Source organism: Novosphingobium aerophilum (assembly GCF_014230305.1).
Taxonomy (GTDB): Bacteria; Pseudomonadota; Alphaproteobacteria; order Sphingomonadales; family Sphingomonadaceae; genus Novosphingobium; species Novosphingobium aerophilum.
Window position 1 is genome coordinate 21,387 of the sequence record NZ_JACLAU010000009.1, and the last position, 20,099, is coordinate 41,485.

Sequence of the window (20,099 nt, forward strand, 5' to 3'; positions counted from 1 at the left end):
CGGCCCTCATGCCTCGAACGCCCCGCCTCCGGCACGGCGCACGTCGGCCGGGATGTTGGCATCGAACCAGGCCGCCACCGGGGCCAGCGCGGGATGGGCCAGATCCCGCTCCAGCAGGGCCCAGACGCGGGGGATCAGATCCAGGTAGCGGGGCTTGCCATCGCGCTTCCACAGCCGGACGAAGATCCCGACGATCTTGGCGTTCCGCTGGGCGCCGAGCCGGGCATAGTCGGCCACGAAGGTCTCCGGATCGGCATGGCCGCGCAGATAGCGGGCGACCATCTCGCTTTCCAGCTCGGGGCTGACGTCGCGGCGGGCGTCCTGCAGCAGCGAAACCAGGTCATAGGCCGGATGCCCGACCAGCGCGTCCTGGAAATCGAGCAGGCCCTGCTTGTGGAGGGCGCCCAGCAGCATGATGTTCTCGGCGTGGTAATCGCGCAGCACGGTCACCCCGGGGCGCTGGCGGCCGAGCAGCGGGGTCAGCACCTCGTCCCAGGCCTCGGCCCAGCCCTTGCCGTCAACGTAGAGGTTCCGGGCCGGGCAGAACCAGTCGATGAACAGCTTGGCCTCGCGCTGGTACTCGGGCAGGCCATAGGCGGTGAAGGGCCCGGGGGTGACCTTGTGCAGCGTGGTCAGGGTATCGACCGCGGCGGCATAGATCTCGCGCTCGTCCTGGGGCCAGGCGTCGAGGTAGTCGCGCATCCGCACCTCCCCGAAGTCTTCCAGCAGGACGAAGCCCTTTGCCGAATCCTCGTGCAGCACGCGCGGCGGCCGCAGCCCGGCATCATCCAGCCACCGCGCCGCGCGCAGGAACGGCGCCGGGTCCTCGTGCGGCGGCGGGGCGTGCATCAGCATGGCCGTGCGATCCCCGCTGCGGCGCAGGCGGAAATAGCGCCGGAACGAGGCATCGCCCGGCAAGGGCTCGATCGCGGCGCCGGACCAGCCGGCACTGGCGATAAACGGCTCGATGCCTTCGGGAACGGCGGCGGGATCGGCACTGCTCATGGCAGCCGCCCTACCCAATCCGCCCCCGCCTCGACAATGGCGATCCGTCCTGTCCCGTCATTTTCCAACAGGATGCCAAGGCACCCCGGTTCATGCGCGAACCCGCCCGCGCACTCGGGCCATTCGGCGATCAGCACGCCGCCCTGGCGATAATCGTCCAGACCAAGCTCCTCCGCTTCCGCAGGGTCACGCAGCCGGTAGAAATCGGCGTGGACGGTCGGCAGGCGGGTCGCGGGCGGTTCGTACAGCTCGACGATCGAGAAGGTCGGCGACGGGACCTCGCCCGCATGGCCCAGGGCTGCCAGGATGGCCCGGGCCAGGGTGGTCTTGCCCGCGCCCAGGCCGCCCGACAGCGCGACCACGTCGCCGGGCCGCAGACGGGTGGCGATCCGCTGCCCGAAGCGGGTCATCGCGGCCAGGTCGGGCAAGGGTTCGGTGCAGGCCCCGGTCATCGGAACTGCACGATCGCCGCCGTGCCCTGCCCGGGCTCGGACAACAGCTCGAGCGTGCCGCCATGGGCCTCGATCAGTTGCCGCGCCAACGGCAGGCCCAGCCCGCGGCGACGCTCTCCGCTGGCCGCCTCGCTGTCGGGCGCCAGGCCCTCCAGCGCGCGGGCGAGCGTGGCGGCATCCATGCCGGGTCCATTGTCCGAGATGACCACGCGCGGGCCCAGCTTGGTCGGGCTGAGATCAACCAGGATACGCCCGCCCGGCGATGTCGCGGCCATGGCGTTGTCGATCAGGTGGCCGATCGCCCGGGCCAGCCGCCGCCGGTCGCCGGTGATCCAGCCCGCCGAACGATTACCGCGCAGGTCAAGGCTCAGCCCGCCCTCGCGCAACGGCCCGGCCCGCTCCTCGACGATGCGGGTCATGAAGGGCAGGAGCTCGATCTTCTCGCTGGCCAGCGGCAGCAGCCCGGCCTCGCTCTGCGACAGGTCGAGCACGGTCTCGATCTGCTCGCCGAGCCGCTTCACCGAGGTCAGGATCGCCCCGACATATTCGTGCCCCTGCGGGCTCAATTCGCCGCCCAGACCGGCTTCGAGCAGCTCGGCAAAGCCGCCGATCGAGGTCAGCGGGGTGCGGAACTCGTAACTCATGTTGGCCAGGAACCGGGTCTTGACCCCATCGGCCTCGACCAGCGCCGCATTGCGTTCCCGCAGCATGGCCTCGGCCTTCTGGCTGTCGGTGATGTCCAGCACGGTGAGCAGGCCATTGCCGTCGGGCAAGGGCACCCCGGCGAATTCCAGCGTCCGCCCATCGGCCAGCAGCGCCCGGCCGCTCGTCTGCTGGCGATCGAGCGTCGCGGCGCTGACCACGCCCCCGATCAGGCCCGCCTGATCGGGCTGCGACAGCCGCGTGGCGATCCGGTCCAGCAGCAGATCGATCTTGGGGTGGGTATCCAGAAACTCGCCCTCAAGCTCCCAGTCCTGCTCGAAGCGGCGATTCCACAGTTGCAGCTTGCCGTCCGGCGCAAACACGGCGAGCGATTCGAACAGGCTGTCGAAGGTCGCCGTGCGGGTGCGCAGCAGCGTGTCGCGCGTGGCCGAGAGCCGGATCTCCTCGGTCCGGTCCTCGACGATCAACAGCAGGCCGCCATCCGGCATCGGCTGGGCCACCACCCGCAGGTGCGTCCCGTCGGGCAGGGTCCAGGCCTCCTCATGGGGCTGGTTGTCGCGGAACCAGTCGAGCTTTTCGCGCCGCCAGGCCGGGAAATCCCGGACTTCGGGCACGCGGCCATGGTCGCGGATCAGGTCGAGCAGGCGCTCGAACAGGGGCTGGTCGATCAGGATCGCCGGGGTCAGCCCGAAAATGCGCTGGAACGGCTGGTTGGCGAAGGTCAGCCCCCGGCGGGCATCGAACTGCGCCACCCCGGCCGAGAGCTGGTCGAGCATCGATCGCTGCGCCTCGCGGAAGGCGCGGAAGGCCCGCCCCAGCTCCTCCATGTCCTCGATATCGATCGCATAGCCGGCCACGCCCTGGTCGCCGATGGGCAAGTCGCTGACCCGCAGGGTCCGCCGCTGGCCGCCGATCGTCGCACCAACCATGCGCTCGATCGGGGCCCCCTCGGTCACGGCGCGCAGGGCCATCTCCCGGGCGCTGATGCCGTCCACCGCCTCGACCAGCTCGATCCCGGCGGCGGCGACGCTGTCGGCACTGTCGCCCTGCACAGCGGTGACATAGGCCTTGTTGACCAGCCGCAGCCGACCGTCGCGATCGCGGAACCACATCGGCATCGGCGCGGCCTCGATCAGCCCGATCAGCGCGGCGAAATCGGCCCGCGCCCGTGCAGCCTCGCTGCGCAGGCGGACGATCTCGGTTTCGCTCTCGGAAAAGTCGAACACCCAGACCAGCGCCGAGCCGCCCGGGGAGATCTGCGGATCGGCAAGCTGGCCGCGCAGCGAGAGCGAGCGGTTCGACCCGGCCGGAGTGACGATCATCCGGAATGCCGCCCCGGTTTTCTGGCAACGCCGGACCGCATCGTTGAGCTCGCCCAACTGGAGCAGCGGGATCCCGCCCTCCGACCGTTCGCCCTGGCCCAGCTCGGAGAGGTACTGCGGCACCGCCTCCAGCCCCAGCCACAGCGCGAGGCGGGCCGAGGCCTCGATCCGGCCGTCGGCACGGACCAGCAGCGGGATGGCGGGCGATTCGTCGACCATGCGCGCCAGCCGCCGCGCCCCGCGCAGGGCGGCGTCGGCGCGGCGCGCGCGCCCTCGGGCCACGACGATGAACCACACCGCCACGGCCGTCCAGGCAGCCAGCAGCAGGCCGATCAACATCAGCACGGTGGGATCAAGGGGCATGGCCTTCTGGCTATGCGGCGGGGCGACGAATGACAATGGTCCTGCAACCGGTTTTACAGTCGTTGCACCGGCCACAAAGACGAAAGGGCGGAGCTTTCGCCCCGCCCTTATGCATTTGTCCTGAGCCCCGCAGGGAGCGACCGCTCAGTAGCGGTAGTGGTCCGGCTTGAACGGGCCCGCCTCGGGGACGCCGATGTAGTCGGCCTGGCGCTTGCTCAGCGTGGTCAGCTTGACGCCCAGCTTCTCCAGGTGCAGCGCCGCGACCTTCTCGTCGAGGTGCTTGGGCAGGACATAGACCTCGTTCTTGTACTGGCTGCTCTTGGTGAACAGCTCGATCTGGGCCAGCGTCTGGTTGGTGAAGCTGGCGCTCATCACGAAGCTGGGGTGGCCGGTGGCGCAGCCCAGGTTCACCAGGCGGCCCTTGGCGAGGATGATGATCTGCTTGCCGTCGGGGAACTCGACCAGATCGGTGCCCGGCTTGACCTCGGTCCACTTGTAGTTGTTCAGCGCGGCGATCTGGATCTCGCTGTCGAAGTGGCCGATGTTGCAGACGATGCTCATCGGCTTCATCGCCTTCATGTGCTCGGCAGTGATCACGTCCTCGTTGCCGGTGGCGGTGACGAAGATGTCGGCGCGGGTCACGGCCTCTTCCATCGTCACGACCTCATAGCCCTCCATCGCCGCCTGCAGTGCGCAGATCGGATCGATCTCGGTCACGATCACGCGGGCGCCGCCATTGCGCAGCGAGGCGGCCGAACCCTTGCCGACATCGCCGAAGCCGGCGACGCAGGCGACCTTGCCGGCCAGCATCACGTCGGTGGCGCGGCGGATCGCGTCGACCAGCGATTCCTTGCAGCCGTAGAGGTTGTCGAACTTCGACTTGGTGACGCTGTCGTTCACGTTGATCGCGGGGAACGGCAGCTTGCCGTCCTTGGCGATCTGGTACAGCCGGTGCACGCCGGTGGTGGTCTCTTCCGAGACGCCCTTGATGTGCGCGACCGACATGGTCAGGTAGCCGGGCTTGCGCTTGAGGAAGGCCTTCAGCGCGCGGCAGAACTCGATTTCCTCGGCGTTGCTCGGCTCGAACAGCGCTTCGCCGGCTTCAACGCGGGCGCCCCACAGCGCGAACATGGTGGCATCGCCGCCATCGTCCAGGATCATGTTGGCGGTGCGGCCGGTGCCGTCATCCCAGTCGAAGATCGAACCGACATAGTCCCAGTACTCGGCCAGGCTCTCACCCTTGACGGCGAAGACCGGGATCCCGGCGGCGGCGATCGCCGCGGCGGCGTGGTCCTGGGTGGAGAAGATGTTGCAGGTCGCCCAGCGGACCTCGGCGCCCAGGGCGACCAGGGTCTCGATCAGCACGGCGGTCTGGATCGTCATGTGCAGCGAGCCGGTGATCCGCGCGCCCTTGAGCGGCTGGCTCGGCCCGAATTCCTTGCGCAGCGCCATCAGGCCGGGCATCTCGGTTTCGGCAATGGCGATCTCGGCGCGGCCGAAATCGGCGAGACCGATATCGGCGATGACGTAATCCTTGGCGGCTTCGAGCGTGGCGGACACGGTGTTCTCCTGCATGACAGCGCGCCGCAGACAGCTTGGGGCAGCGCCGGATGGCACCGCCCTTAGCCGTATTCGCTCTCAATATAAAGAAGTCTTTATATGTCCTTCCGGACCGGCCGGCGGCGCCCCTGGCATGACCTCAGCGCGACAGGGCCAGAACCGGCCGCGCCGGAGCCGCCAGCAGCTCGTCCGCCGCACTCAGCAGGGCCTCGCGGCCCTTCAGTTCGGCCAGCAGCCGCGTCGCCTGCTTGAGCTCGGCGCAATCCAGGCGGGGATGGCCCTGGCCGTACTGGTTGGCCATGCCGGTGCTGATCCGGTCGAGCTCGCGGCTCGCCCCGACCACCCCGTTCGCCGCGACCAGGCTCTTGCGGAGCTGCAGCGCGGCGTCGTTCAGCTCGGCCAGGTGCGAGGCCTCGAACGCGGCAAAATCCGCCTGGAAATTGTCTTCGGTGGTGCGGCAGCGCAGCGCGGTGACCATCAGCATGATGTCCAGCCGCCGCAGCTTTTCCGCCTCCTGCGCATCCCCGGCCCGTGCCGGCGTGGCCAGCAGCGTGCCGATCGCGGCGAGTGCCGCCATTCCGGCCCTGATCCTGTGTCCGGTCCTGATCCTGTCCATCGTGCGCTCCCTCGCGTGGTCCCATCCACGTCCGAGGTGTGACGCAGCCAGGCTTACCCAGCGTTCAAGACACGCGCTTAAGCCGATGTTCACCCTGTTCGGTTCGTCGCAACCACCCTTCGCTCCGCCGTCATGGCGCAAGCCGTCCCGATGCCCTGTTGCGATTCATCGGGGCGTCCCTATGTCTGGCCACACAGTCACCCGGCACCTGCCGGACAGCCAGAAGGACCAGACGATGACCATTGCCCAGGGCGATACCCTTCCCGACGTCAAGCTGATCAAGGCCACTCAGGAGGGCAACGAGCCGGTGCAGACCGGTGAGTACTTCAAGGGCAAGAAGGTCGCCCTGTTCTCGGTTCCGGGGGCCTTCACCCCGACCTGCTCGGCCAAGCACCTGCCCGGCTTCGTGGAGAAGGCGGCCGAACTCAAGGCCAAGGGGATCGACGAGATCGTCTGCACCGCCGTCAACGATCCCTTCGTGATGAAGGCCTGGGGCGCGGCGAGCGGATCGGCCGATGTCACCATGCTGGCCGACGGCAACGGCGATTTCGTCAAGGCCCTGGGCCTGACCATGGACGGCAGCGGCTTCGGCCTGGGCCAGCGCGGCCAGCGCTTCTCGCTGATCATCAACGACGGCGTGGTCGAGACGGTCAACGTCGAGGCGCCGGGCGAGTTCAAGGTGAGCGCCGCCGACTACATGCTCGAGCAGTTGTAAGGACCGGCCGGGCCGAACGGCTCCGGTTCCAGGCATGACCTGCCCGCTTGCGGGGAGGAAACAGGAGAGGGCCCGTTACGGGCCCTCTTTTGTTTGGCGAGGATAAGGGGAGAGCCAGCCTTCCCCCGTGCCCTCCCGTTTGGATCAGGGTGCCTGGGCCCGCGGCCCGGCTGACCTCAGTAGCCCATCAGGCTCAGCACTTCCTTGCGCGAGCGCTCATCGTCGAGGAAGGTGCCCATCAGCCGGCTGGTCACCATGTTGACCCCCGGCGTGCGCACGCCGCGCGCGGTCATGCAGGCGTGGCTGGCCTCGATCACGACGGCGACGCCGATGGGCTTCAGGTTGTCCCAGATGCACTGCGCGACCTCGGCGGTCAGTCGCTCCTGGATCTGCAGGCGGCGGGCGAAGCCGTGCAGCACCCGGGCCAGCTTGGAGATGCCCACCACGTGGTTGCGCGGCAGATAGGCGATGGCCGCCTTGCCGATGATCGGCGCCATGTGGTGTTCGCAATGGGACTGGAACGGGATGTCCTTGAGCAGGACCACCTCGTTGTAGCCGCCCACTTCCTCGAAGATCCGCGACAGGTGGACCGCCGGGTCCTCGCCATAGCCCTGGCAATACTCGCGCCAGGCCCGCGCGACGCGGCGCGGGGTGTCGATCAGGCCTTCGCGCTGGGGATCGTCACCCGACCAGCGGATCAGCGTGCGGATCGCCTCCTGCACCTCGTCGGGCACGATGATCTTGCCGTCGGGGGCCAGCCCGGCAGGCATGCCCGCGGCGGCGTCATTGGTCTTGCTCATGGAATTCGCCTCTTGCTAGCGCGGCCGATGCAACAGCCCGCCCCTCCGGAATAGTCCCCTTACCCGCCCGCGGCTGATCGGCTCGAAGAGTTCCTCGGGCCGTTCCGGATCCAGCAGCGCGCTGTCGGCTATCGCTTTTTCAGCATCGGTCAGCGGGCGCAAGTCAAAAGCCTGCAGCCGCTTGGCCGACCGCGGCCGGGCATCGATCATCGCCGCCATCGATCCCGCCTCCGCCAACAGCGCGGGAAGCGCCGCCGGATCGAGACCGCAGTGTTCCGCCAGCAGGCGATGGCGCAAGCGGGTGATGGCCGATCGCACCTCGGCGCGATCATTGGCGGGACGCGTGGCGTCAATGAACATGTCTGCCTCGCTGTCCAGACCCATCGACCGGTTGTTCAGGTTGGCCGACCCGACCCGCAGGATCTCGTCGTCCACGATCATGAGCTTGGCGTGTACGTAGATCGGCTTGCGGCCGGAATACGGCACAAAGACCCTCAGCCGCCGCAGCGGATCGTGCTCGGCGATGGCGTGGAGCAGTCGCACCCTGGCGCCATCCATCGCGGCCTGCTCCAGCCAGCCGTGTGCGCTTTCGGGATTGATCAGCACCACTTCGGGCGGATCGGAGGCCGACAGCCGGGCGGCCAGCGCCTCCGCGACCCGGCGTGAGGCGAAGTACTGGCTTTCGGCATAGATGAAGTGCTGCGCGCGGGCGATATGTTCGACGAACAGGGCCTCGATCTCGCGCACTTCCGGGTAAGGTCCCCAGCGCGCCGAGGTGCGGGCAATGCCGATTTCGACGTCGGTGAACTCGGCGATCAGCCCGGGCGGCCAGGCGCTCTCGACCTGGCCCGGGCAGGGCCGCAGGTCTCCGCCCCCGGCCCGCCGCCAGCGCGCCCGGCCCAGGTCCCCCAGCGCCGCCGCCGCTTCGCCCTCGATCATCATCGTGACATCGTGCCACGGACCATAGATGTGGCGACCGGGGCCCTGCCGCCGCGGATCATGCTCGCGGTGTTCGGGCGTGTCCCAGCGATCACCGGTCATGTCGATGCCGCCGCAGACCGCGAACCGGTCATCGATCACCACGATCTTCTGATGGTGGCTGCACCCCAGCGGATGGGCGGAATCGAACTTGAAGTCGATCGCGGGGTGCCAGAACCAGCGCAGCAGATCCAGGATCATGCTGCCGCGGAACAGGAACTTCAGTGCCCCGAAGTTCCATTTGAGCACCCGCACCTCAAGCCCGGGCGTGCGGTTCGCCAGCCAGATCACGAAGGCGCCCAGCCGGGCCGGATAGCGCCGCCGGTTGGGCCGGTTCCACCAGCGCCGGCCGGGCCCCAGCCGCACCCGCGTATCGAAATCCCAGCCGATCAGCATGATCCGCCGGCGCGCCCGCAGCATGGCCTGCTGCATCAGCAGGAAGAAGTCGGCCGCGTCGACCACCACATGGGCCCGGCTGGCCCGGGCAAAGCGCCAATAGGCCGGGCCTTCGCCGGTTTCGGGCGGCAGGGCGGATTCGGTCAGGGCGTCGTTGGCACTGGACACAAGACGGCCTGTACCCCGACTGCGAGCCTGATGGCAAAACGCCCGCCACGGTCCCCCGTTCCAGGGCTTGACCGGGGGTGTCGTCCCGGCCGGGGGCCGGGCCGGGAGACCGTCAGAACTCGGACCAGTCGGCCGGCTCGGCCATGGCCAGCGCGGTCGCGCCGATCGTGGCCGGCACCGGCATGGCGCCAGCCGGAGCCCGCACGATCGGGATCGCCGCGACCGGCTGCGCCGCCGTCCGCACTTCGGCCCGGCTTGCCCCGGTCGCGCCGGCGTTGCCGCCCGCATCGAATTGCGAGACAAGCAGCGCCAGCCGTTTGGCCTCCTCGGCCAGCGAGCGTGCCGCGGCCGTGGTCTGCTCGACCATGGCGGCGTTCTGCTGGGTGACGCGGTCCATGTCGGACACGGCGCTGCTGACCTGCTCCAGATTGCGCGCCTGCGCCTCGGCCGATTCCGAGATATGGGCGGCGTTGTCGTTGATGCTGCCGATCCGCCGGGCGACGACCCCCAGCATGTCGCCCGTGGCGTTCACCAGGCTGACCCCCTCGCCGACCCGGATCGACGAGGTCTTGATCAACTGGTTGATCTCGCGCGCCGCATCGCTCGACCGCTGGGCCAGGGCGCGGACCTCGTTGGCGACCACGGCAAAGCCCTTGCCCGCCTCGCCGGCGCGCGCCGCCTCGACCCCGGCGTTCAGAGCCAGCAGGTTGGTCTGGAAGGCGATGCCTTCGATCACCGAGATGATCTCGTTGATCTCGCGCGAGGAGGCCTCGATCTCGGTCATGGCCGCCACCATTCGCGAGACCCCGCCGTTCCCGGCCTCGATCTCAGTGTTGGCCTCGGCGATGGTGTCGCGCATCTGCACCGTGTTCTGGGCCGACGCCGATACGCTGGTCGCGACTTGGCGCATGGCCGCAGCGGTCTCTTCGACGCTGCCCGCCTGACGCTCGTTGCGGTTGGCCAGATCGTCGGAGGCGCTGAGGATCTCCGATGCGCCCAGACTGACGTTGTGGGCGGATTCGGCCACATCGCGAATCAGGGTGCCCAGGGTCGCGACAGTCTCGTTGAAGCTGACGCGCAGCGCTTCGTACTCGCTGGCAAAGCGCGTCTCGATGCGGAAGTTGACCTTTCCGGCAGCCAGCTTGTCGAGCCCTTCGGTCAGGGCCGAAACCACCAGCCGCTGGGCCTCGGCGCTATCGACCTGCTGGCGCGACACCTGACGGAACACCTCGATCGCACGGGTCATCTCGCCGATCTCGTCGGGACGGTGATCGGTGGTCCGGCCGGCCTCGAGATCGCCCGCGGCCATGCGGCTCATCGTGCTGGCGGTTTCGGCCAGCGGGACCAGTGCCCGCCGGTTCAGGGTGCGCATGGTCCACAGCAACAGCGCCACCAACACCGCGCAGAGACCGCCAAGCGCCACCAGCGCCAAGTTGCTCACCGTCAGGCTGTTGTCATGCAGTTCCGCGTTGCGGGCCTGGGACACGCTGACCAGGTGATCGATCTGGGCCTTGTAGTCGGCATAGAAGCCTTCCAATCCGTCATGGGCCACATTGATACGCTCGGCATCACGGCTCCGCGCGGCCGGGATCAGTTCGGCGTGGACATGCTGCCAGAACTTGTCGCCCAGCGGCTGCAGCTTTTCCACCACCTCACGGCGAAACTCCGGATCGAGCTCGGTGCCCTGCCAGTACTTCAGGCGTTCGCGATAGGTCTTCTCCAGCCGGTCCAGCTCGGCCGCATGCTGCTCGGTCTGCTCGGGATCGGCGACCATCCAGGTCGCATGGAGCATCGGTTCCACCAGGAACAACGCCGGAGGCATGATGTCCGCAACGAAATCGGCGTTGAGCTGGTTCTCGCGATCCATCTGGCCGCCGACCCGAACGGTCTGCAGGGCCAGGGTCACCAGCCCCACAGCCACCACAAAGCTCACGATCACGACCCCGCCCAGTCTGCGCGCCGTTTCGCGGATGGTCTTGCCAGCACGCATGCTCTTGTCCTCTTGCTCCTGTCGCGTCGGCTGGCGCTCTGCCCGTATCCGCGCAAATCTGGCGTTGTCCCCGAGCCCTGGGGTATTACGTACAATCGATTTCGTAAGCGGTATCCGGTCGCCATGATCTCCGGACCCATGCGGATGCGACTGTAGTTTGTAGTTTTTACAACGACATATAGCTCAACCGGTGCACCCGGATGCCGCCATCATCGCCTGCGGCATCGCCTTTTTGGGATGGACTGGTGGCCGCGTTGCTTCCGTTACCGAATGCAACTGATTGCGGTTGTGCAGTGTCAGGCCGCCTGGACGGGCCAAGGCTTACAATTCTTTACATGGGTGCTGCTTCACCCAAAGGGCCCTGCCTTCGCCCGGAACGGGCATTGCCTTTACATGTTCCGCTTATGTTCTAAACTGTCCGGCATGCGAATCGATGCCGATCAGCTGACTCACGCCATCCTCGCGGCGCCGGACTGGGCCCATGCCGCGCTCGGCTCGCCCGATCCCCGGCAGCGCGCCGCCGCGGCGCGGGAATTGGCCCTGGCCGTCCTGGCCGATGTTCCGCCCTTCCCGCCCGAGGACCGACAACTGCCGCTGGCGCTCTAAGTTCTAGGGGGCAAGAAACCCGGCCGATGCCTCTTCGACCAGGACCCGGGCCTCGCGGATATCGGCGCGCAGCCACAGGTCGCAGGCGCGAGGGCCCAGCGCCACCGGCAGTCCGCCGGGCTGACCGTCGGCACCGCCGCTCGTCAGGATGGCGAAGCTGGGAATTTCGGTATCACGCCAAATCCCGGCGCAGGCGCTGATCGCATTGCCCGGCGGCACCCACCAGTCTCTCCCCCGGCGGATCCCGGTCATCGGCACGATGCAGCGAAAGCCCGTGTGGCGCAGCACCCCGACCCAGAACGGGCTGTCGAGATTGCGGGCAAAGGGCACCAGATAGTCGCCGCGCGGTGGCGGCACGCCCCACATCCGGGGAACCAGATGCCGGCCCTTTTCGCGGTCGGCGATCATCACCGGGGCATAGCCGCCCGGCACCACCTCGCCGCCCGGCCAGGGATCACCCGCCGCGGCGCAGCCCAGCACCTGCGCAACCTCGGTCGCCGGTGCATCAAGGCGGTAAGCGACGGCCAGCGGGGTTCAGCCCAGCCGCAGGCCCAGTTCGGCCATCAGCAGGGCCGCCTGGTCGCGAGAAATGGTCGCTCCGCGGAACAGGGCCGCATCGGACAGCCTGAGCCCGCCCAGATCGGCGCCACGCAGGTCCGCCTTGTCGAACCGCGCACCGGCGAGCAGCGCGTCGCGCAGGCTGCAGTCCTCGAACACGGCCTCCCGGAAATCGGCCTTGCGCAGATCGGCCTGGCCCCAGTCGATCCGCCGCAGCCGCTGCCGCCGCCAGACACTGCCGGCCAGACGCGCCCCCGCGAACAGGACCTCCTCGCAAGCCAGATCGAACAGACGCGCTTCGGTCAGGTCGGCGCCGGTCAGCTTGCACCCGGTCAGGCGCACCGACGTCATCCGGGCTCCGCGCAGGTCGGCATTGTTGAAGTCACAGGCGCGAAACTCCGCCTCGGTCAGGTCCGCCGCCCGGAATGAGGCCAGCGCCCCGCGGCATGAATGCCAGCGACTGTGATCCAGCCGCGCACCGGCCAGGTCCGCCTCGCGCAGGCTGCACCGCTCGAAGCGCCAGCCGGTGAGATCGAGGCCCGACAGATCGGCGCCGTCGAGCGTGCACCCCACCAGCTGCGCCGATGCGCTGCCCGCCGTCGCAGCCAGACGCACGACATCCACGCGCGTGAGAACCGCGTCCTCGGCCGTTGCGGAAGCAGGGTTTTCGCTGGTCATGCCCCGGGCCTACACGCTCGCCCGCCGGGCGGCCATGGCGGTTTGGCACCAGCCTATGGACAATTCTTGTTGCCGCCCCCCGGGCAGCAGAATGGCGGCAGCCGCGTTTGCTGATGGCTCTATCACCATAAGAAAACCCCGGAAACCAGTGGTTTCCGGGGTCTTGTCCCTGGCGCGCCCGGAACGATTCGAACGTCCGACCCTCAGATTCGTAGTCTGATGCTCTATCCAGCTGAGCTACGGGCGCCCTCGGGAGCGGCGCCATTAGGACAGAGTGCGGGGCTTGGCAATGGCTAAATCGCGCCGGTCGCCAGAAGATTCTGCAACTGGGCGGCCAGCGGGTAATCCAGCGGCGGCATGGCCAGTTGCGGCACCGCTGCAGGATCGAACCAGCCGAGCGATTCGCCCTCGAGGCAGGCCACTTCGCCGCGCCACCGGCGGCAGGCATAGAGCAGGATGACCAGTCCCGGGGAGGCGGCAAAGCCGCAGGGGCTGAGATCGTCCTGCGCCACCACGACGCCAAGCTCCTCGTCGATCTCGCGGCGCAGCGCGGCCTCGGGATGCTCGCCGGGCTCGACCTTGCCACCGGGAAACTCCCAGAGCCCGCCGTGTTGCTTGTCGTAAGGGCGCTGCTGCAGACAGACCCGGCCCCGATCATCCAGCAATGCCAACGCCACCACCAGGATCGCCGCGGGCGGCACCACGGGCGCCGCGGGATCGGCTGAGTCGGCGGACACGCCGGGCATGCGGCTGACGGGGGACGGCATTCTACCGAGCGACCTCAATAACCCGATGGTAACGAGAAGCGTGGCAGCCTTGGGCGGAGATTGCTTTCGGCGGGGGCTGAATGAACATGCTGCGTATCATGAAGCAACTGCTGCGTGACCGAAAGGGCGCGACGGTGGTCGAGTATGCGATGCTGTGCGCCTTGCTCAGCTTTGCCATCATGGCGGCGATCAGCGGCCTTGCCAGCGAGACCAACTCGATGTGGTCGCGCGTCACCACCACCATGCGCAATGCGACCAACGCCTGAACAAAACCGCCATTCCGCTTAACGTTTTGGCAAGACCTGCCTGATAGTTCGAAGACCGCTCGGCCCGGTGGGACGGGAAGAGACGGGTAACAAGACTGCTCAACCAGGAGACTAGACATGACCTTCTTCAGCAAGCTGATCCGCGACGAAGCTGGCGCCACCGCGATCGAGTATGGCCTGATCGCCGCCCTCATCGCCGTCGCCGTGATGACCACCGTTTCGGGTCTGGGCTCGCAGCTCAACACCACCTTCTCGCGCACCTCGTCGCAGCTGAACGCTGCCAACGCCTAATCGGCGGACGAAGGTCCAGAAACAGAGCGGGCGGCAGGGCAACCTGCCGCCCGCTTTCGTTTGGGCGATAGGATCGCTGGCAAACGCGGCGGGCCAAGTCCCCCCGCTGCGACCGGGCGTCCGGTTCGATAGCTAGGCAGGCAAGCGACGGGGCGGACGATGCCTCCCCTGCCGACGATCAGTCGCCGATGGCCAGGAACCGCTCTTCGCGCAGCCTGAGCAGGTCGGCCGGCTTGCGCCGGGCAAGCCCATCCAGCTCCTCGCCGATGGCCTGGCCCAGGGCCCGCGCCGTGCCCAGCGGATCGCGATGCGCGCCTCCGACCGGCTCGGGCACGATGCGGTCGATCACTTTCAGCCGCAGCAGGTCCTGCGCGGTCACCTTCATCGCCTCGGCGGCGTCAGGCGCCCGATCCGCCGTCCGCCACAGGATCGACGAGGCCCCTTCCGGCGAAATCACGGAATAGACCGCGTGCTCCAGCATCAGCACGCGCTCGGCGCTGGCGAGGGCCACGGCCCCGCCCGATCCGCCCTCGCCGACGATCGCGGCGACCATCGGCACCTCGAGCGACAGGCAGGCCTCGGTCGAGCGGGCGATGGCTTCCGCCTGGCCGCGCTCCTCGGCCTCGACCCCGGGGAACGCGCCCGAGGTGTCCACCAGAGTGACCACCGGCAGGCCGAACCGACCGGCCAGCTCCATCAGGCGAATCGCCTTGCGATAGCCCTCGGGCTTGCCCATGCCGAAGTTGTGGCGAATGCGGCTGTGCGTGTCGTGGCCCTTCTCGTGCCCGATCAGCATGACCCGCCGCTTGCCCAGCCGGGCGAAGCCGCCGATGATCGCCCGGTCGTCACCAAACCGCCGATCCCCGCCCAGCGGCATGAAATCGGAAAAGGCATGGGCGACGAAATCGGCGAAATGCGGCCGCGACGGGTGGCGGGCGACCTGCGTCTTCTGCCACGGCGTCAGGGCCGCGTAAGTGCTGGCCAGCAGCGCGGCGCTCTTCTTTTCCAGCCGCTCGATCTCGGCCGCGATGTCGATATCGCCGTCGGCGGCGGTGGCACGCAGCTCCGCGATGCGGGCTTCCAGCGCGGCCACGGGCTTTTCGAATTCGAGAAAGGAAATCATCCGCGGCGGCTTAGTCGGGCCGAGCGGTCTGGGCAAGCCATTCAGCCGTGGCCATCGTCCGATGCGCCGGGCCTTGGGCGCGTGGCCAGGGGGTGGCGCCGGTTGACCAGCTCGACCAGTCGGGCCGAGTCGACGTGCGTGTAGATCTGCGTCGTGGCGATATCGGCATGGCCCAGCAGGGCCTGCAGGACCCGGATGTCGGCCCCGCCTTCCAGCAGGTGGGTGGCGAAGGCATGTCGCAGCACGTGGGGCGAGACCTTCTCCGGCGCCAGCCCCGCGCGCAGGGCCAGGTCGCGCAGCATCTGGAACAGGCGGACCCGCGTGAGGTGGCCCTTCTCGCCGCGCGAAGGGAAGAGCTGGCGCGCCCCCGGACCGGTTGCGGGGGCGACCCGCACCGCCAGCCAGCGCGACAGCGCCTGCCGCGCCCGGGTGCTGACCGGCACCATCCGCTGCTGCCCGCCCTTGCCGGTCAGGGTCAGGAACGGCGCATCGCGCGGCACGGCGGCGAGAGGCAGCGTCACCAGCTCGCTGGCGCGCAGGCCCGAGCCATAGAGCAGCTCGAGCAGGGCCAGCAGGCGGACCGCCTCGGGCTGGTCGGCCACGGCCTCCTCCTCGGCCCGGGCGAACAGCGAGGCGATCTCGGCATGGCTGAGCAGCCGGGGCAAGGGGCGGCGGGCGCGGGGCCGGGGCAGCGCGGTGGACGGATCGTCCCGGCGCAGCCCCTCGTCGACCAGGAAACCGTAGAACTGCCGCAGGGCCGAGCACTTGCGCGCCAGGCTGGCCGGAGCGAGCTCGCTCCAGGCTGCGCCGAGGCGACCGAGGTCATCCTCGCTGGCCCCGGCCAGGTCGCCCAAGACCCCGGCCGCGCCATCGAGATCGCGCCGGTAGGCGGCCAGGGTGTTGAGCGCCGCGCCGCGTTCGGCCGCGAGCATCGCCAGAAAGGAATCGACCGGATTGCCGCTCCCGGTCAAGCGCGCGCGACCGCTTCCGCCGCGATCATCCGGGCCTCGGCCCCCAGCCCGACCCGGTTGAGCGCGCTCACGATGTGGAAGAGGTTGCGCGGCGTCATCCGCTTCCAGTCATCGCCCTGCATGCCCAGACCGACCAGCAGCGCCACCAGCGTGGCATTGCGGTATTCGGCGGCCAGGTCGATCGCCTTGGCCCAGCGGCTCGGCCGATCGAGCGCGAAGCCGTACTTGCCGGCCAGATCCTGCGCCGTGGCCAGAGGCAACCGCCCCAGGCCCGCCAGCCCGGCAACCAGGAACCGGCTCTTGCGCAGGTCGGCACTGTCATCGGCCGCGTGGAAATCGTCGATCGCCCCGGCGGTGACAGGGGTCGCGGCGGGATTGGCGAGGGCCAGCAAGGCCCAGGCCTCGCTGCCGCTGTCCACCACTCCGGACCAGCGGGCGGCGTTGCGGTCCAGCCCTGCACTGAGCATCGCGGCGATCAGGGGCGCCGCGTCGTCGGCCAGGGCCTTGGTCGGGGCCAGACGCGCGGCGGCATAGGCGGTCAGGACCTGGCGGCCATAGCGCAGCTCACGATCGCGCCCCTCGCCCCACAGCGAACGGATCGCCGCAGCGCGATCGTCGGCAGTGGCGGCGACATAGGCATCCCGCAGCTTTGCGGCGCGCTGGCCGCTCTCGCTGGTGGCGTCCGCCTCGTCATAGATCTGGGCATAAAGGTCGACCATCGCCGTGCTCGACAGGATGCCGCAGGCCGCGGCCCGATCGGCCGCCACCGCCCGCGCTTCCAGGCCCAGCGCCGGCGCCGTGGCCGCCATCAGGGCATAGCCTGGGCCGGCGCTCTTCATCAGGTCGGCCGGGGGCTGCAGGCCGATGGCCGTGGTCATGGCATAGCGCCACGGCGTCATGTCCTTGACCTGGTTCCATTCGATCGTCACCGCGCGGCGCCCCTTGCCGGCGGCCCCGGCGTATTTCTGGGCCAGCAGCATGTCGACCCGCGGCATGGCGCCGAAGTAGGTGAGGCGATCGAGCGAAGCCAGGCCGCGGCTGCCTTCCCCGGCGAAGGCATCGCAGATCGCCCCGAGCACCTGCCACGGCTTGTCCCTGCTGCCGGCGCCCTGCAGTTGCACCGCCGGGCAGATCCCGGTGAAATCCCCCGTGGCCACATAGGCATCGAGCGCGGCGGCGGTCAGCAGGGGGCCGAAGTTGGCCGTGTCGACATCCTGCACCAAGCCCCGCGCGACCTCGCCCTCACCCATGCGGACCAGCAGCCCGGCCCGCAGCGCGGCGAACTCGGCCGGGTCCATCCCCGCCGGCGCGTCGAGCCGCGAGGCGAGCGCCCGGCGCAGCACGATGTGCCCCCAGCGCGAGACCAGCCGGCCCCGATTTGCGGCCAGCGCCGTGCGCACCAGCAGCGGATCCTGCCGCGCCAGATGCCAGTGCGGCAGACCGCCCTCACCCTCGTCCAGCAGGCCCACCCGGCTCATCGCGCGCCGGGCCGCCGGGGGAATATCGTCGCTGGGCTTGAGGTTGAGCGCCGCCTCGAGCTCTTCCGGCGTCATCGCCGCCAGGGCCTCGATCGAGGGAAGATTGGTCGGCAGGGCGACCGGCCCCGCAGCAGTCGCGGGTGCCGCTCCCGGCAGCGGCTGGACCACCGGGGTGGCGGCGCGCGGAGCCTGAGGCGCAGTCGCAGCCGGAGCGGACGCGGGCGCAGGGGCGCGGGCCGGGCGCGGGGCCGGACGATCGAACCCTGGCGGCAGCAGGGATTCGGGCGCATCCTGGGCGATCGCCAGGGCCGAACTCAGGACGAGCGCCGTCCCGGCGAGCCACAGGGCGACCTTCATCGGACAGCCTCCGGCACGGCCACGGGCTCGGCGATCTCGCGCAGGGGTTCGCGTCCGCCGTCGATCCAGGCCCAGGCCACCAGGGCGATCAGGGCCAGGCCGGTCAACACCACCATCGCCCGCCTCGCCGTCCTGCCACGCCCGACACCCTGACCTGAGACACCCTGACCTGCCATCTGCCGTCCCGACCGCACCATCCCGCAACGGCGGGACGCTTGCGCCGGCGACTAGCCCAACTATAGGCGGCGCTGCAATGGAAGTCGACGAACCGCGCATGACCTCGCAGCAAATCGCGGCCCTGGCGGAACGCGTCAGGCAGCCGATCGCGCTGGTGGGCATGATGGGGGTGGGCAAGAGCTCGGTCGGACGCAAGCTCGCCCACGCCCTCCACCTGCCCTTCGTCGATGCCGACGATGCGATCGAAGAGGCGGCGAAGATGTCGATTTCCGAGATTTTCGCGACCTATGGCGAAGCCTATTTCCGCGACGGCGAGCGGCGGGTGATCGCCCGCCTGATCGATCAGGAACAGAACGGACGGCCCTATGTGATCGCCACCGGGGGCGGCGCCTTCGTCAATCCGGAGACGCGCCGGCTGATCCTCGAGCGGGCGATCGCGGTCTGGCTCGATTCGGATGTCGAGACCCTGGTCGAGCGGGTCGCGCGCAAGGACAGCCGCCCGCTGCTGCGCGGCGGCGACCCGCGCGAGATCCTCAGCCGCCTGCGCGCCGAGCGCGCACCCTGCTATGCCGAAGCGCCGATCAAGGTGATCAGCCAGAATGGCCCGCACAGCCGGACGCTGGACAAGGTACTGAAGGGGATCGCCGCATGCCTGTAGTTCCGGTTGATCTCGCCGGCCGCCCCTATGAGGTGCGGGTGGCGCCGGGCCTGCTCGCCGATGTGGGCAACCAGTGCGCGCCGCTGCTGCGCAAGGCGATTGTCCCGGTGGTGACCGACGCCAATGTCCAGGCCGCCTGGGGCGAGCGCATCGATGCCTCGCTGCGCGCGGCCGGGTTCCAGCCGCACTGGAAGGTCCTCCCGGCCGGCGAGGCGACCAAGTCATGGCCATATCTGGCCGACGTGGTCGACTGGCTGCTGGCCCTCGAGATCGAGCGCAAGGATCACGTGCTGGCGCTCGGCGGCGGGGTGATCGGCGATCTCGTCGGCTTCGCGGCATCGATGCTCAAGCGCGGCTGCCGCTTCATCCAGTTGCCCACCACCCTGCTGGCCCAGGTCGATTCGAGCGTCGGCGGCAAGACCGCGATCAACACCCGGGCAGGCAAGAACCTGGTCGGGGCCTTCCACCAGCCCGCGCTGGTCCTGGCCGATCCGCTCGCACTGGAAACGCTGCCCCGGCGCGAGCTGGGGGCGGGCTATGCCGAGGTGGTCAAGTACGGCCTGCTTGGCGACGGCGCCTTCTTCGCCTGGTGCGAGAATCACGGCCCGGCGCTGATGGACGGCGACCAGGCGCTGCGCGAACAGGCGATCGCGGCCTCGGTCGCGGCCAAGGCCCGGATCGTGGCGGAGGACGAATTCGAAACGACCGGCCTGCGGGCCCTGCTCAACCTGGGGCACACCTTCGGCCATGCGCTGGAGGCCGAGACCGGCTTTTCCGACCGGCTGCTCCATGGCGAGGGCGTGGCTCTCGGCATGGTCCTCGCCGCCCGCTACTCCGCCCGCCGCGGCCTGATCGACCCGGCTGAGGCGGAACGGGTGGCGGCCCATCTGCGCGCCGTTGGGCTGCGCACCGAGCTTCACGAGCTGGGTCTGACGGCGGACGGAGCCGGGCTGGTGGCCCACATGCTGCACGACAAGAAGATGGATTCGGGCACCCTGCCCTTCATCCTGCTGCGCGACATCGGCGAGGCCTATCTGGCCAGGGACGTGGCGCTGGAGGACGTCGCCGCTTTCCTCGACGAGCAGCTTTAGCGGTCCCGGCCGCTGCGGCCGTGACGCCCCCTGCCCGCGGCTGTGGGGCG

At 69.2% G+C, this 20,099-nt stretch carries 20 protein-coding genes and 1 tRNA gene; 6 read left to right on the forward strand and 15 right to left on the reverse strand.

Features of this window, described 5'->3' with window-relative positions:
- Positions 1 to 6: 6 nt before the first annotated feature.
- The 5 genes from H7F49_RS08210 to H7F49_RS08230 form a co-directional block, all read right to left on the reverse strand.
- Positions 7 to 1,005: an aminoglycoside phosphotransferase family protein gene (locus tag H7F49_RS08210; protein ID WP_185683106.1), complete on the reverse strand. Its 999-nt coding sequence runs from the start codon at positions 1,003 to 1,005 to the stop codon at positions 7 to 9.
- Positions 1,002 to 1,457, reverse strand: coding sequence for a tRNA (adenosine(37)-N6)-threonylcarbamoyltransferase complex ATPase subunit type 1 TsaE (gene tsaE, locus H7F49_RS08215; RefSeq protein ID WP_185683107.1), 456 nt, complete (start codon positions 1,455 to 1,457; stop codon positions 1,002 to 1,004). The genes H7F49_RS08210 and tsaE overlap by 4 nt, the downstream gene beginning before the upstream one ends.
- Entirely contained in the window at positions 1,454 to 3,805 is a 2,352-nt protein-coding gene (locus tag H7F49_RS08220) for a sensor histidine kinase (protein WP_185683108.1), read from the reverse strand. The genes tsaE and H7F49_RS08220 overlap by 4 nt, the downstream gene beginning before the upstream one ends.
- 144 nt (positions 3,806 to 3,949) lie before the next feature.
- Positions 3,950 to 5,380 carry an adenosylhomocysteinase gene (gene ahcY, locus H7F49_RS08225; RefSeq protein WP_185683109.1) on the reverse strand — a complete coding sequence of 477 codons (1,431 nt, stop codon included), beginning with the start codon at positions 5,378 to 5,380 and terminating at the stop codon, positions 3,950 to 3,952.
- A gap of 124 nt (positions 5,381 to 5,504) precedes the next feature.
- Positions 5,505 to 5,942 (reverse strand): S-adenosyl-L-homocysteine hydrolase, encoded by a 438-nt coding sequence (locus tag H7F49_RS08230; RefSeq protein ID WP_185683110.1) that lies wholly within the window; start codon positions 5,940 to 5,942, stop codon positions 5,505 to 5,507.
- Between the two features lie 274 nt (positions 5,943 to 6,216).
- Here H7F49_RS08230 and H7F49_RS08235 point away from each other — a divergent pair, with 274 nt between their 5' ends.
- Complete coding sequence (locus tag H7F49_RS08235) at positions 6,217 to 6,696, forward strand: peroxiredoxin (RefSeq protein WP_185683175.1); 480 nt, start codon at positions 6,217 to 6,219, stop codon at positions 6,694 to 6,696.
- Between the two features lie 176 nt (positions 6,697 to 6,872).
- On the opposite strand, the gene folE is transcribed toward H7F49_RS08235, so the two are convergent.
- The 3 genes from folE to H7F49_RS08250 all read right to left on the reverse strand — a co-directional run bounded on the left by folE (position 6,873) and on the right by H7F49_RS08250 (position 11,028).
- Complete coding sequence (gene folE, locus H7F49_RS08240; RefSeq protein ID WP_407940296.1) at positions 6,873 to 7,496, reverse strand: GTP cyclohydrolase I FolE; 624 nt, start codon at positions 7,494 to 7,496, stop codon at positions 6,873 to 6,875.
- A gap of 15 nt (positions 7,497 to 7,511) precedes the next feature.
- Positions 7,512 to 9,038, reverse strand: a complete 1,527-nt coding sequence (locus H7F49_RS08245) for a phospholipase D-like domain-containing protein (RefSeq protein WP_185683181.1) — start codon at positions 9,036 to 9,038, stop codon at positions 7,512 to 7,514.
- Between the two features lie 112 nt (positions 9,039 to 9,150).
- The gene (locus tag H7F49_RS08250) at positions 9,151 to 11,028 is read right to left on the reverse strand and encodes a methyl-accepting chemotaxis protein (protein WP_185683111.1); all 1,878 of its coding nucleotides are present in this window, start codon (positions 11,026 to 11,028) and stop codon (positions 9,151 to 9,153) included.
- Positions 11,029 to 11,451: 423 nt separating this feature from the next.
- Here H7F49_RS08250 and H7F49_RS08255 point away from each other — a divergent pair, with 423 nt between their 5' ends.
- Positions 11,452 to 11,634 (forward strand): DUF6771 family protein, encoded by a 183-nt coding sequence (locus H7F49_RS08255; RefSeq protein WP_185683112.1) that lies wholly within the window; start codon positions 11,452 to 11,454, stop codon positions 11,632 to 11,634.
- 3 nt (positions 11,635 to 11,637) lie between these two features.
- Here the strand turns inward: H7F49_RS08255 and H7F49_RS08260 are convergent, their stop codons facing one another.
- From H7F49_RS08260 to H7F49_RS08275, 4 genes are all read right to left on the reverse strand, one after another.
- Complete coding sequence (locus H7F49_RS08260) at positions 11,638 to 12,114, reverse strand: SOS response-associated peptidase family protein (RefSeq protein WP_185683113.1); 477 nt, start codon at positions 12,112 to 12,114, stop codon at positions 11,638 to 11,640.
- A gap of 54 nt (positions 12,115 to 12,168) precedes the next feature.
- Positions 12,169 to 12,870 (reverse strand): pentapeptide repeat-containing protein, encoded by a 702-nt coding sequence (locus H7F49_RS08265; protein WP_185683114.1) that lies wholly within the window; start codon positions 12,868 to 12,870, stop codon positions 12,169 to 12,171.
- 170 nt (positions 12,871 to 13,040) lie between these two features.
- A tRNA-Arg gene (locus H7F49_RS08270) sits at positions 13,041 to 13,117 on the reverse strand.
- A gap of 46 nt (positions 13,118 to 13,163) precedes the next feature.
- Positions 13,164 to 13,616, reverse strand: coding sequence for a (deoxy)nucleoside triphosphate pyrophosphohydrolase (locus H7F49_RS08275; RefSeq protein WP_185683177.1), 453 nt, complete (start codon positions 13,614 to 13,616; stop codon positions 13,164 to 13,166).
- 101 nt (positions 13,617 to 13,717) lie between these two features.
- Between H7F49_RS08275 and H7F49_RS08280 the strand changes: the two genes are divergently transcribed.
- A complete protein-coding gene (locus tag H7F49_RS08280; RefSeq protein ID WP_185683115.1) occupies positions 13,718 to 13,903 on the forward strand; it encodes a Flp family type IVb pilin in 186 nt (61 codons plus the stop codon).
- Between the two features lie 117 nt (positions 13,904 to 14,020).
- Positions 14,021 to 14,194, forward strand: a complete 174-nt coding sequence (locus tag H7F49_RS08285) for a Flp family type IVb pilin (RefSeq protein WP_185683116.1) — start codon at positions 14,021 to 14,023, stop codon at positions 14,192 to 14,194.
- 178 nt (positions 14,195 to 14,372) lie between these two features.
- On the opposite strand, the gene H7F49_RS08290 is transcribed toward H7F49_RS08285, so the two are convergent.
- Genes H7F49_RS08290 through H7F49_RS08300 form a run of 3 tightly spaced genes read right to left on the reverse strand, consistent with a single transcriptional unit; the run spans position 14,373 to position 18,123 of the window.
- Positions 14,373 to 15,317, reverse strand: coding sequence for an acetyl-CoA carboxylase carboxyltransferase subunit alpha (locus H7F49_RS08290; protein WP_185683117.1), 945 nt, complete (start codon positions 15,315 to 15,317; stop codon positions 14,373 to 14,375).
- A gap of 41 nt (positions 15,318 to 15,358) precedes the next feature.
- A complete protein-coding gene (locus H7F49_RS08295) occupies positions 15,359 to 16,288 on the reverse strand; it encodes a tyrosine recombinase (RefSeq protein ID WP_185683118.1) in 930 nt (309 codons plus the stop codon).
- Positions 16,285 to 18,123 carry a hypothetical protein gene (locus tag H7F49_RS08300; RefSeq protein ID WP_185683119.1) on the reverse strand — a complete coding sequence of 613 codons (1,839 nt, stop codon included), beginning with the start codon at positions 18,121 to 18,123 and terminating at the stop codon, positions 16,285 to 16,287. The genes H7F49_RS08295 and H7F49_RS08300 overlap by 4 nt, the downstream gene beginning before the upstream one ends.
- Positions 18,124 to 18,376: 253 nt before the next feature.
- Between H7F49_RS08300 and H7F49_RS08305 the strand changes: the two genes are divergently transcribed.
- Both H7F49_RS08305 and aroB read left to right on the forward strand, forming a co-directional pair.
- Positions 18,377 to 18,958, forward strand: a complete 582-nt coding sequence (locus tag H7F49_RS08305; protein WP_185683120.1) for a shikimate kinase — start codon at positions 18,377 to 18,379, stop codon at positions 18,956 to 18,958.
- The gene (gene aroB, locus H7F49_RS08310) at positions 18,949 to 20,049 is read left to right on the forward strand and encodes a 3-dehydroquinate synthase (RefSeq protein ID WP_185683121.1); all 1,101 of its coding nucleotides are present in this window, start codon (positions 18,949 to 18,951) and stop codon (positions 20,047 to 20,049) included. The genes H7F49_RS08305 and aroB overlap by 10 nt, the downstream gene beginning before the upstream one ends.
- The last annotated feature ends 50 nt before the right edge of the window (positions 20,050 to 20,099 follow it).